This window comes from Vibrio sp. HM8-C, from assembly GCF_058630515.1.
This window is the reverse complement of sequence record NZ_JBMMKS010000009.1, coordinates 106,660-119,286: the sequence shown is the minus strand read 5'-3', so window position 1 is coordinate 119,286 and position 12,627 is coordinate 106,660. Positions and strand designations below refer to the sequence as shown.

The window sequence follows — 12,627 nt, the reverse complement described above, 5'->3', positions numbered from 1 at the left end:
TGTTCGTTATGGCTGGAGAGCGGCCACTAAATCTGGGTTCGCTGCACTGCGAGTAACAACGATATGTTCAAATCCCATTGTTTTTGCATCGTTTGCGATACGTTCGCTTGGTACCAATAGTTTCAGCTTACGAGCCCATGATCTTATTGATCTATCGTTGATTGAGCTATCGAGTTGAGACATAAAAAAAGCCAGTTGATGACCACTGGTAATGATTAGGGTATCAACGTGTTTTTGCTGCCATTGTTTATAAGAGTGATTGGCATCAAAAGGTAAATCTGTTCGTTGATACACTTCTTTATACGTCACCAACGCGCCACGTTCACTAAGCGTTTCATGGATCAGTTCACGCCCACCGTTTCCTCGTAGAATGGTAATCTTCTGACCGTAAACGGATTGTAACTCTGCCAGTTCAAGCAGATGCTCGCTATCACTGACTTGAGGGTAGTTTACTGATTGTCCTGTTACTTTGCTTAAAAGGTGTGCTGTTTTTTGACCAACGGCAAGGTATCTTGTTGATGTTGCCCAATTTGATTGCTGTTGTCTCAAATATTGGTCACTAAAAGCGACTGCATGTTGGCTAACCGCAATGATGGTATCACATTGATGTATGTCGGGAAGAAGGTGAGGCAGGTCTGTACCTGCCTCGATAGTGATCAGCGGATGGTGTAAAGCGGTAATACCTAATTCTTTGAGTTGTTGGCACAACTCTATACCTTGCGCTTCTGGGCGCGTTACTAATACCGCCATCTTATTCCGCCGCCTATTATTTCACTGATAACGTTAAACTAACTGCTGAGTGTTATTTTAACTACAGCGTTTTATTCTAACTAAAGAGTGTTATTCGTGTTCAGCGTACAGCTTAGTTAGAATCTCTTTTGCACCTTGATTTAATAGCTGGTGAGCGAGCTCGATTCCCAACTGTTCAGCATCTTGGCGAGCGCCTCGGATTTCACCACGCACGATGGTTGAACCATCAGGTTCACCGACTAACGCACGCAGCCAAATTTCATTACCTTCAAGCAAGGCATAACTGCCGATTGGCACCTGACAACCACCTTCTAACGTTAGGTTCATGGCGCGTTCGCATTTTACACGGTCAGCCGTATCTGCATGGTTCAGCGGTGCTAACAACTCTCTCAAGCGCTCGTCGTCTAGACGGCATTCAATACCTACCGCACCTTGTCCAACTGCAGGCAATGATTGTTCTGGCTCGATGAAGCTACGAATTCTCTCTTCCAGTTCAAGACGTTTTAAACCTGCTGCAGCAAGGATGATGGCATCATATTCACCCGCATCGAGTTTGCCTAAACGTGTACCCACATTACCGCGAAGCTCTTTAATGACGAGATCTGGACGAGCTTCTTTTAGCTGACATTGGCGACGTAGGCTGCAAGTACCGACAATCGCGCCTTGTGGCAGTTCATCAATGGAAGAGTAGGTGTTTGATACAAAAGCATCTCGTGGGTCTTCACGCTCACAGATAGTGACCAAACCAAGACCTTCAGGAAATTCGACAGGCACATCTTTCATTGAGTGCACGGCTAAATCTGCGCGGCCTTCAAGCATCGCCACTTCTAGCTCTTTAACGAACAAACCTTTACCGCCCACTTTTGCCAGTGGTGTATCAAGGATGATGTCGCCTTTTGTTACCATAGTTACCAATTCAACTTCGAGACCTGGATGAGCAGCTTGCAGAGCATCTTTTACATAGTGAGCTTGCCATAAAGCCAATGGACTTTGACGGGTAGCGATTCGAATAGGCGTAGTCTGTGTCATGGTAATCCTGATAAAAATATTTGTTATAGGGCAACTGAAGTAGGGTCTGTTGACCTTTTTCGACGATAATTTTTAGGCTCATAGTCTACCACCGTAAAAAATAAAGTTTCACTACTAGTTATTTGTCTTGTGGTTGTGGTGTTTTATTACGAATAAAATTAAGTGCAAATGTGATTATTAACACATTTGTAACTATGATTTAGTAATAGGTAACGTTAGATAGTTACAATGCTGGTTGCAAAGGCTTTCAAGCGCTCTTGTGATATAAGACTTTAGTGTGACATAGTACCAAGATCGCTTTACCAGTGCGGATTAAAGTGTTAAATTGATCACGTTTTGATGGCGCTTTAGTGTGAAATGCAACCAAAGTGCACATTTTTGTTTCAACCAAGGACCAAACCTTGCAGGCTTACACACAGACGTTAATCCAGAGATTAGATAAGTTAAACCAGCAACGCATCAGGCGTGCGCTGGCTCTTATGGATTTGCAAAGCCAGCGAGTATTCCACCTTATCCCCGCTTTATTTCACTATAATCACCCGATTATTCCCGGCTATTTCAGTAACGAAGTTCCGCATGGTATCCATTGTTTTGAACTCAATGATATTCAACAGCAATTCGTTAATGACACCGAGTTAACGCTTAATCAGCCTTTGACGACTTCAGGTCGACCTGAGATTTTGGGTCTGTACACCATGGGTAGTACATCGTCTATTGGTCAAAGTACTTCCAGCGACTTGGATATTTGGGTATGTGTGAGCTCGCTAATGGGCTGTGAAGCTCGTGAGCGTTTGACCAATAAATGTTTATTGATCACGGATTGGGCGAAGAGCCAAGGTGTTGAAGCAAACTTCTTCTTGATGGATGAGCAACGATTCCGTTCCAACCAATCAGAAGCGATGACGGGTGAAAACTGTGGTTCATCCCAACATATGCTGCTATTGGATGAGTTTTATCGCTCAGCCGTACGCTTAGCAGGTAAACGTCTTTTGTGGCAAATTGTGCCGCCTGAGATGGAAGAGTGCTACGACGAATACGTCACTCAGCTGTGTTCAAAATCTTATATTGACTGCTCTGAATGGATCGACTTCGGTCAGCTTAACCATATCCCAGCGGAAGAGTACTTTGGTGCGAACTTGTGGCAGTTGTATAAGAGTATCGACTCACCGTACAAATCGGTGATGAAGGCGATACTGCTAGAGGCCTATTCGTGGGAGTACCCGCATACACAGCTATTGAGTGTAGACAGCAAGCGCCGTTTCTTTGCCCATGACCCAGATCTCTACGGTATGGATTCATACTACCTGATGCTGGAAAAGGTAACGCGTTATCTCGAACGTATCGGTGACGATACGCGCTTAGATTTAGTTCGCCGTTGTTTCTATCTCAAGACCCATGAAAAGCTTTCTCGTGAACCAGGTGTTGGCTCGGTTGAATGGCGTCGTGAGGCCTTGGGTGAGTTGACACAACAATGGGGATGGTCGCGCTCTGTGATTCAGGAGCTGGATAACCGTCGTCACTGGAAAGTTGAGCAAGTGAAAGTGGTTCACCATTCACTGCTTGATGCTTTGATGCTCAGCTACCGCAACCTTATTCAGTTTGCTCGTCGTAATGACATTACGTCGGCGATTAGTCCGCAAGACATTTCGATATTGGCGCGTAAATTATATGCGGCATTTGAAGTACTTCCGGGCAAAGTGACTTTGTTAAATCCACAGATTTCACCGGACCTGCACGAGCCTGACTTAACCTTTATCGAGGTGAGTAAAGGCCGTACTAATAAAGCCGGTTGGTATCTGTATAAGCAGCCAATCATTGCACATCGCATCATTGGTCAGCCTTATCTTGAGCACAACGAATATCTCAGTAAGTTGGTGGCTTGGTCATTTTTTAACGGCATGATCACGGAGTCGACACGTCTGCACTCTGTGGTACGCGGCGCACATCTTGATATCGATAAGTTCTACCAGATGGTCAGCGATTTGCGTAACACCTTCTCACTGCGTAAGCGTCGTCCAACGATGCAAGCGTTAGCAAGTCCGTGTGAAATTAGCCAATTGGCGATGTTCATCAACTTTGAAAATGACCCTACTGCGGAGCTAAGTGGTAAGGCATTGAAAGTGGATTTGAAGAACGCAGACATCTTCAGCTTTGGTGCTGAACAAAAATGCTTAGTGGGCAGTGTGGACTTAGTTTACCGAAACTCATGGCAAGAAGTGCGTACGCTGCATTTTAAAGGTGAAACTGCCATGATGGATGCACTGAAAACAGTGTTAGGTAAAATGCACCAAGATGCTTTGCCGCCAGAATCGGTAGATGTGTTCTGCTACAGCAAGAACTTGCGTGGTGTGATGCGTAATTTGGTGTATCAGCTACTGGCAGAATGTATTGATTTGCGTTTGAAGCCTGTTGAACAAGAGAAGCGCCGTCGTTTCAAAGCTTTGCGTATCGGTGATCAGATGTACGGTCTGTTCTTTGAGCGTCGTGGAGTGTCAGTACAGAAGCTGGAAAACTCGGTCGATTTTTATCGCAGCATTTCAACCAACAAGCTGAAAGGCTCTCCGCTGCTTATGCTTGACCGCGATGAAGACTATCAATTGCCGAATGTGGTAGATAGCTTTGCAAGTGAAGGTCTAGTGCAGTTCTTCTTCGAAGACACGGAGAAGGGTTTCAATATCTATGTGTTAGATGAAAATAACCGCGTTGAGGTATATCACCAGTTCAATGGTGAGAAAGATGAGATGATCGCCAGTGTGAACTCGTTCTATACATCAGTTCGTGATGACAATGAGTTGGCATCTCAGTTGATTAACTTCAACTTGCCTCAGTACTATCAGATTGTTCATCCGGAAGAGGGCGAAACTTACGTCGTGCCTTATCGCAATGACACATCGCTTTACTCTCGTCCATCGAAAGCGGTAAATGCCTAACTTGGTAAGAACCTAGAACTGAAAGTAAAAAAGAGCACCTTAGTGCTCTTTTTTCTATTTGGATATTTAACGCTTCGATTCAGCTTTGTAAGTCTAAGACTATTCCCAGTCAATCTCTTCGTCAGCGTGCTTTTCACACTCTTGCTTAACCATGCTGATGAGTTCCATACCCGTTTTAGAACAAATCCATTGTTCATCGCGCCACTGGAAATGAAAGCCACCTGATTTCGACGCCAGCCAGATCTCTTTCATTGGCTCTTGGCGGTTGATAATGATTTGACTGCGGTCTTCAAACTCTAAAGTCATCACGTTACCCGTCGTTTCATAATCAATATCGGCACCCGAATCATCAATGGCGTGTTCAATGATTTGCATCTGGCTATCGACCAGTTGATGAAATTCAGTCTCGTTCATCCTATCTGTCCTATTGCTTTTCCTGATTGTGGTGCGATTATAGGGGGCATTGAATCAATAATCACGATATGCAAAATGAAAAAGTCCATTACAGCACTATTTCTTTTGTCTGCCCTTGCATTAGCAGGATGTGGGCAAACCGGACCACTTTATATGCCTGATGACGCTCAAAACAGTGAGCTCAATAAGTAACAAACTAAAAAGTAAATAAAGCACTAATAATAAATAACGAATGAAAAAATAAGGGAAAGAATTTTGGATTACTTCAATTATCAGGATGATGGCCAGCTTTGGGCGGAAAACGTCGCTTTAACGCAACTTGCAGAGCAATTTGGCACTCCTTTATATGTGTATTCTCGCGCAACTTTAGAACGTCACTGGCATGCGTTTGATAAATCTGTGGCAGATCACCCACACCTCGTTTGTTATGCGGTTAAAGCAAACTCAAACATCGGTGTGTTGAACACCTTAGCTCGTTTAGGCTCGGGCTTCGATATCGTATCAGGTGGTGAACTTGAGCGTGTTATCGCTGCTGGTGGCGATCCTGCGAAAGTGGTTTTCTCTGGCGTTGGTAAAACCGAAGCTGAGATGAAACGCGCTTTAGAACTGAAGATTAAGTGCTTTAACGTAGAGTCAGAGCCGGAATTAGAGCGTTTAAATAAGGTTGCGGGTGAACTCGGTGTTAAAGCTCCGATTTCACTACGTATTAACCCTGATGTGGATGCTAAAACTCACCCTTATATTTCAACGGGCTTGCGTGATAACAAGTTTGGTATTGCTTTTGACCGTGCAACACAAGCTTATCGCTTAGCACAAAGTCTAGAGAACCTAACGGTTTGTGGTATCGACTGCCACATTGGTTCTCAGCTAACCGCGATTGAGCCATTTATCGATGCGACCGATCGTTTGCTAGCATTAATTGATGAATTAACTGCTGCGGGCATCAAGATTAAGCACCTTGATGTGGGCGGTGGCTTAGGTGTGGTTTATCGTGATGAGCTACCACCTCAGCCTTCTGAGTATGCGAAAGCACTGTTGTCACGTTTAGAAAATCATCAAGACCTAGAGCTGATTTTCGAACCAGGTCGTGCGATAGCAGCTAACGCCGGTGTGCTGTTGACCAAAGTTGAGTTCTTGAAACACACAGAGCACAAAAACTTTGCCATTATTGATGCAGCAATGAACGACTTGATTCGTCCAGCACTTTACCAAGCTTGGCAAGACATCATCCCATTAGTACCACGTGACGGTGAACCAACAACGTATGATTTAGTTGGTCCAGTTTGTGAAACGGGTGACTTCTTAGGTAAAGACCGCTCTCTAGTTTTACAAGCTGGTGATCTGTTGGCTGTTCGTTCAGCGGGTGCTTATGGTTTTACAATGTCATCCAACTACAACACTCGTACCCGTGCGGCAGAAGTGATGGTCGACGGCGATAAAGTGCATCTTGTACGTAAGCGTGAAGAACTGAGTAGCCTTTGGGCTCTAGAAAATATTTTACCGGAGTAAAGTGACTAATTATGCACTTCCACTTTTCTAAAATGCATGGTTTGGGTAATGACTTCATGGTTGTGGATTGCATTACTCAGAACGCCTATTTTTCTCCAGACTTGATCCGCCGTTTGGCGGATCGTCATACTGGAGTGGGCTTTGACCAACTGTTGGTGGTTGAGGCTCCTTATGATCCAGAAACAGACTTTCACTACCGTATTTTTAATGCTGATGGCAGTGAAGTAGAGCAGTGCGGCAACGGCGCGCGCTGTTTTGCTCGTTTTGTGCGTATGAAAGGTTTAACCAACAAATACAGCATTAGCGTCAGCACCAAAAAAGGCAAGATGATCCTCAATGTCGGCGATGGTGATGAAATCACGGTCAACATGGGTGTGCCTGAGTTCGAACCGAGCAAGATCCCATTCCGCGCTAAGCAAATGGAAAAAACTTACATCATGCGTGTCGAAGAGCAAACGTTGTTTTGTGGTGCGGTAAGCATGGGTAATCCACATGTTGTTACTGTGGTGGATGATATCAACACTGCGCCGGTAGAGACGCTAGGTCCATTGCTAGAATCGCACGAGCGTTTCCCTGAGCGTGTGAATGCCGGCTTTATGCAGGTGGTGAGCCGTGAAGAAGTGAAGCTTCGTGTTTATGAGCGTGGAGCGGGCGAAACTCAAGCGTGCGGAAGTGGCGCTTGTGCTGCTGTCGCCGTAGGTATTCTGCAAGGTCTGCTGGATGAAGAAGTTGTTGTTCATCTACCGGGCGGTAGTTTAGAAATTGAGTGGAAAGGTTTAGGTCACCCACTTTACATGACCGGTCCTGCAACTCACGTCTATGACGGTCAGGTTTCTTGCTAATTTCTTTCCCCTGAGTCGCTGATATGATTGGCGACTTAGGAGACAAAGTTTCTAAAAAGAAGTTATTAATGAACTGGTTTTAACGAATCAGTTGCTCTAAGGAAAACATTGTTTTGTCACAACTGGATGCCGATGCTCTGACAGCGGAAGTTGTTGCTGAGTATCTAAAAGATAACCCAGATTTTTTTAAGCACAGACCTGAGTTGGTGGATAGCTTATCTTTACCGAGTCAGCAATCTGGTTCCGTTTCTCTTGTTCACGTTCAAATGGCTCGTCAACGCCAGCGAATTGAAGATTTAGAAGAAGAAATTACTTCCCTGATGTCACTCGCTGCAAGCAATGATCGCACTTTCCATGAGTTCATGGATTTACAAGAACAGATACTAAAGTGTGAATGCTTTGCTGATGTCTGTGCCATGATTGAAGAGAAGGCGCGTACATTGAACCTGATTGGTTATGTCCGCCTACTAAACAACTCAGATACGAAATACAGCCTGACGAAAGAGCAATGGAGTCGTTTTGCGACCAACCATTTCAATGGTAAGAGCGCCTATCTCGGCAGATTGAGAAAAGCTGACCGTCACTTACTTTTTGGCGAGCAGCTTTTTGGGGAACAGCTTTTTGCTGGCAAAGTGGTTGGTGAAGGACGAATTGCGCCGGAAATGGGATCGTACGTTATTCTTCCGCTAGTGAAGCGTAACCCATTGGGTATTTTGGCTTTTGCTAGTGAAGATGGTGGTCACTTCCAGCCATCAATGGATACCTTGTTCTTGCGTCATCTTGCTTTGGTTGTTTCTCATCTAATCGAAATTTTGCCTTGGCAGCAGGAGTCTCATGAACGAATCAGCACCTCATTTATCAACTAGCCTTCATTTGGCAACGAACCCTCAGTTGACTACGAACTTTGCTGAACCGTTAGAACGCTTCTATGAATATCTGCGCAGTGAAAAAGGCTTGAGCCTTTATACGCAGCGCAATTACAAACAACAGCTGGAAACCATGGGCTTGTACCTGATGTCTGTAGGTGTCGACGGTTGGGTCAATGTAGACGCAGGCTGGGTTCGCCAGCTTGCCAGTAAAGGCATGCGTTCTGGAATGAAAGAGAGCAGCATCGCCACACGTCTTTCGTCACTTCGCAGCTTTTTCGATTTCCTGATTTTACGCGGTGAAATGAGCGCCAATCCTGCAAAAGGGGTTTCTGCACCACGGAAAAAGCGTCCTCTCCCTAAAAACCTCGATGTCGATGAAATGGCGCAATTGCTCGAAGTCAACGAAGACGACCCACTGTCGATCCGTGATCGCGCGATCATGGAGTTGATGTATGGTTCTGGGTTGCGTCTGGCTGAGCTTGTCTCTATTGATGTCAAAGATGTTAACTTCAGCGCTGGCGAAATTCGTGTGGTGGGTAAAGGTGACAAAGAACGTGTAGCGCCATTTTCCGGTATGGCGAAAGAGTGGCTCAACAACTGGCTGAAAATTCGTGGTCAGCTTGCACATCCTGATGAAACAGGGTTGTTTGTGTCCAAGCTCGGTGTGCGCATTTCCCATCGCAGCGTACAGAAGCGTATGGCGGAGTGGGGACAGAAGCAGGCGGTACCGAGTCATATTAGCCCTCACAAACTGCGTCATTCCTTCGCCACTCATGTACTTGAATCGAGTAATAATCTGCGAGCTGTACAGGAATTGTTAGGTCACGAAAATATCTCGACCACACAGATCTATACTCACTTGGACTTTCAACATTTAGCTCAAGTGTATGACCAAGCTCATCCGAGAGCCCATAAGCGTAAGCAAAACAAAGATAAGGAGTGAGTGATGCAGATTTATCGCAGCCTTTCACCCATTCATGCGATGTCATTTGATTTGGATGACACCCTCTATGATAACCGTCCAGTCATACGTCATGTGGAAGAGCAAGTCGCCCTTTGGCTGTTTGAACATCATCCTGTGACGGCGACCAAACCTATGGTTTGGTGGAAAGCTCTCAAAGCACAATTGGCAAAGGATAACCTTTGGCTGCCTCATGATGTGAGTTTATGGCGTTTTGAGCAGATTCGTCACGGCTTGATGCAGTTAGGCTATGGTGAGCAAGATGCAAGAATTGCTGCAACGGATGCTATGCAAGAAGTGCATCGCTTAAGAAACTTGGTGGACGTGCCTGACGTAACACACCGAGTACTGCGTGAGCTCGCAGCAAAAATTCCTCTGGTCGCGATCACCAATGGTAATGTTGACCCCGAGAAAATAGGTTTGGCTGAGTATTTCCAATTGATACTCAGAGCAGGTCCGGATGGACATGCGAAACCGTATCCGGATATGTTCCTGCGTGCACAAGAATTTTTAGAACTACCTGCGAAATCAATTTTGCATGTGGGCGACCATCCGATAAAAGATGTCATGGGAGCGAAAAAGCATGGTTTCCAAGCATGTTGGTACAATGACCGAGGTCTCACATTACGTGCAACACGCAAGGCAAAAATCCTTCCAGATCTAGAAATCAATCAAATTGAACAATTATCTCAACTCATAAGATGACTATCTTATGCATCTATGCGGTATAATTATTAACAATAATAATAAGAGATTCATATTGTCTTGATATGAATCTTTCACCTTCAGTTGGGTTAGTCGAAGTCCATGTTCACGTCGTCGTTATTAATCACTGCGCAGCAATCTGTTAAAAGTGTTGTTAATGAAAATGCTGTCGCTAATGATGGCGTTACACTCATACAGCTTTTTTCTAATCAACCGCCCAGTGACGTTGTTGATATTGCCAACCAACTGATAGGGATGTATCCGAATGCTCATATCATAGGTATGAGTTCATCTAATGTGATACATCAGGGTTCTATCCACCAGAATGCCACTTTGCTGGTCTTTACTCAGTTCAAGAATGTGTCACTGACGTCAACGGTGGTGAACTATACCGATCAACTGCTTGTTGATAGCAGTAAGCTTGCACAAAGACTCAAACTTAGGACCGATTCCAAAGCGATCATTTGCTTCACTGATCGTATGGAATTTACTCGTCGTGAGCGAATTACTCAGTTCAGCCAATTTTCAACAGTGCCTATTTTTGGTGGCGCATCATGTCCAACAGACAACGGTCGTTGGGTTCTGCTTGGCAACAAGTTTTATGAAAACGCTTTGGTTGGTGCTGCGCTTCACGGTGAATCTTTGCATATCACGGGTGATAGCTATACCGAATGGAACCCGATCGGGCGTCCATTTAGGGTCACGAAATCTTCCGAGAGAAATTTACAGTGTTTGGATGGTGAACCTGTCCATACCATTTACGATCGTTACTTGGGAGACTCTAAATCCGTTCCGGTCGAGTTACTGCAGCACTTCCCACTGATTAAAGGCGACAGTAAACAGCAAGATGTCTATTTACCGTTAAGCCTGACTGAAGACGGAATTCTACTGAATCGCGAATTGCAGATTGGTGATGAAGTGAGATTTTGTTTCGATCATCCTTCATTAACTTTGGGTCAGGTTCAACTTGGCGCTGAGCGGTTACTTAAATTTCAGCCAGAGCAGATTTTTGTCTATAACTGTTTGTCTCGTCTGCAATTTATGGATGAGAACACGGAGTTACTTCCACTGCAGCGTGTCGCCAGTTCTTACGGTACTTATTGTGCCGGAGAGTTGATTCGTATGGGTGAGCATCAGCAGGTGTTGCACCACAGCATGACTTATTTGGCGTTACGAGAAGGTGATGTGGAGATAAGCGAAGATAACTCTTCGAAAGAGCTTAAAGAGCATAACGTTATCGCCCCTTTATTCTGCCTGATTCGCAATGCGCTGGCAGATGTAGACAGAATGACTCAAAACCTTGAACAGAAGGTTCAGTCTCAAGCCTCACTGCTCACATCGAGTTATCGCGTTGATAAACGAACGGGTTTACCGAACCGCGAAGTGCTGCGCGAACGTTTGTCATTGATGGGCAGTGATGACCATCTTATCACTCTGAAATTAACCAACTTTAGCCGCATTAACGAAAAATACGGTTACCAAGTGGGTGACCAGCTTCTGCAAGATTTGAGTGACCATTTTCAGCAATACATGAATCAAATGCTGGCAGGTCGCAGCAAACTGTACGCAATTGGCGTAGGTGAGTGGGCGTGTGTGTTCCGTAGCGAATTTGACAGCGGTTATATCCACCAGCAATTTTCGATGTTTGTTGAGCAGCTAGAAAATTTCAACTTTGAACCTTATGGTCTGCCGGAGGTGGATTACTTATCGGTTTCTCTCTGTGCAGGTTTTGTCAGCCGCAGAGATTTCCCCGATTTAGGCAAAGATGACTTATTGCTGCGTTCAATTGAAGCGCGCCGTTTCGCGCAAAACCAGAACCGCCATTTCTATTGTGCCAGTGATCTAAGAGCTCGCGATCAAGTAAGGCAAGAGCAGTTAAGTTGGCTCTCGTGTGTGAGCCGAGCAGTGCTTGGTAATAATGTTCAGGTGTTTGCTCAACCGATTGTTAAAGCGAAAACCCACGAGGTTTCCTCTTATGAGTGTCTGGTTCGAATTGAAGATGACGGTGAAATCATATTGCCGGGGCGTTTTCTGCCCATTATCGAAGGAACTCACCTTTACTCTCGCTTGAGTCGTCAGATGATTTCGCGCACCTTTGAGCTCATGCGGTCTCGTAGCGAGTCGTTCTCTATCAACTTGTCACCACAAGACTTTATGAGCGACAGAACACTGAGACATCTCGAAGAGGCGATTCAACAACTAGCAGACCCAACAAGAGTGGGTTTAGAAGTGTTGGAAACAGAACAAATTAAAGACTACGGACACATGATTGAAGTGTGTAACCATTTCCGCTCTTTAGGCGCTTCTATCATTGTGGATGATTTTGGCTGTGGCTATTCCAACATCGATGAGATTGTGAAACTAGAGCCTCAAATTATCAAACTCGACGGTAGCTTGATTCGTAATATCGACAAAGACCTCAAGCAGCGAAAAATTGCTCAACAGTTAGTGAGACTGTGTCAGGTACTAGACGCTAAAACCGTTGCGGAATTTGTTCATAACGAAGAGGTGTGCCGTATCAGTGAAGATATGGGAATCGACTATCTGCAAGGGTTCTATCTAGGTCAGCCAAGCCGTCTACGTTAAAGTTGTAGAGACTACGTTAACGTTTTAGAAGA

General features: G+C 45.0%; 11 protein-coding genes. 8 read left to right on the top strand and 3 right to left on the bottom strand.

The window, feature by feature from the left end; genetic code table 11:
* Positions 1–6 precede the first annotated feature (6 nt).
* Positions 7–750, bottom strand: a complete 744-nt coding sequence (locus ACOSVQ_RS12135; protein ID WP_491982816.1) for a uroporphyrinogen-III synthase — start codon at positions 748–750, stop codon at positions 7–9.
* A gap of 90 nt (positions 751–840) precedes the next feature.
* Positions 841–1,779: a hydroxymethylbilane synthase gene (gene hemC, locus ACOSVQ_RS12130; RefSeq protein ID WP_491982815.1), complete on the bottom strand. Its 939-nt coding sequence runs from the start codon at positions 1,777–1,779 to the stop codon at positions 841–843.
* Positions 1,780–2,180: 401 nt separating this feature from the next.
* On the opposite strand from hemC, the gene ACOSVQ_RS12125 reads away from it, so the two are divergent.
* Positions 2,181–4,709 carry a class I adenylate cyclase gene (locus ACOSVQ_RS12125; RefSeq protein ID WP_491982814.1) on the top strand — a complete coding sequence of 843 codons (2,529 nt, stop codon included), beginning with the start codon at positions 2,181–2,183 and terminating at the stop codon, positions 4,707–4,709.
* Positions 4,710–4,808: 99 nt separating this feature from the next.
* Here the strand turns inward: ACOSVQ_RS12125 and cyaY are convergent, their stop codons facing one another.
* Positions 4,809–5,123 carry an iron donor protein CyaY gene (cyaY, locus tag ACOSVQ_RS12120; protein ID WP_491982813.1) on the bottom strand — a complete coding sequence of 105 codons (315 nt, stop codon included), beginning with the start codon at positions 5,121–5,123 and terminating at the stop codon, positions 4,809–4,811.
* Positions 5,124–5,198: 75 nt separating this feature from the next.
* Between cyaY and lptM the strand changes: the two genes are divergently transcribed.
* From lptM to ACOSVQ_RS12085, 7 genes are all read left to right on the top strand, one after another.
* Entirely contained in the window at positions 5,199–5,315 is a 117-nt protein-coding gene (gene lptM / locus ACOSVQ_RS12115) for an LPS translocon maturation chaperone LptM (protein WP_491982812.1), read from the top strand.
* 63 nt (positions 5,316–5,378) lie between these two features.
* Complete coding sequence (gene lysA / locus ACOSVQ_RS12110; RefSeq protein WP_491982811.1) at positions 5,379–6,632, top strand: diaminopimelate decarboxylase; 1,254 nt, start codon at positions 5,379–5,381, stop codon at positions 6,630–6,632.
* An 11-nt stretch (positions 6,633–6,643) separates the two neighbouring features.
* Positions 6,644–7,474, top strand: coding sequence for a diaminopimelate epimerase (dapF, locus tag ACOSVQ_RS12105; RefSeq protein ID WP_491982810.1), 831 nt, complete (start codon positions 6,644–6,646; stop codon positions 7,472–7,474).
* Between the two features lie 113 nt (positions 7,475–7,587).
* Positions 7,588–8,340, top strand: coding sequence for a DUF484 family protein (locus tag ACOSVQ_RS12100; protein ID WP_491982809.1), 753 nt, complete (start codon positions 7,588–7,590; stop codon positions 8,338–8,340).
* Positions 8,309–9,286, top strand: a complete 978-nt coding sequence (gene xerC, locus ACOSVQ_RS12095; protein WP_491982808.1) for a tyrosine recombinase XerC — start codon at positions 8,309–8,311, stop codon at positions 9,284–9,286. The genes ACOSVQ_RS12100 and xerC overlap by 32 nt, the downstream gene beginning before the upstream one ends.
* Positions 9,287–9,289: 3 nt before the next feature.
* The gene (gene yigB, locus ACOSVQ_RS12090) at positions 9,290–10,009 is read left to right on the top strand and encodes a 5-amino-6-(5-phospho-D-ribitylamino)uracil phosphatase YigB (protein WP_491982807.1); all 720 of its coding nucleotides are present in this window, start codon (positions 9,290–9,292) and stop codon (positions 10,007–10,009) included.
* Positions 10,010–10,111: 102 nt separating this feature from the next.
* Positions 10,112–12,595, top strand: a complete 2,484-nt coding sequence (locus ACOSVQ_RS12085; protein ID WP_491982806.1) for an EAL domain-containing protein — start codon at positions 10,112–10,114, stop codon at positions 12,593–12,595.
* The last annotated feature ends 32 nt before the right edge of the window (positions 12,596–12,627 follow it).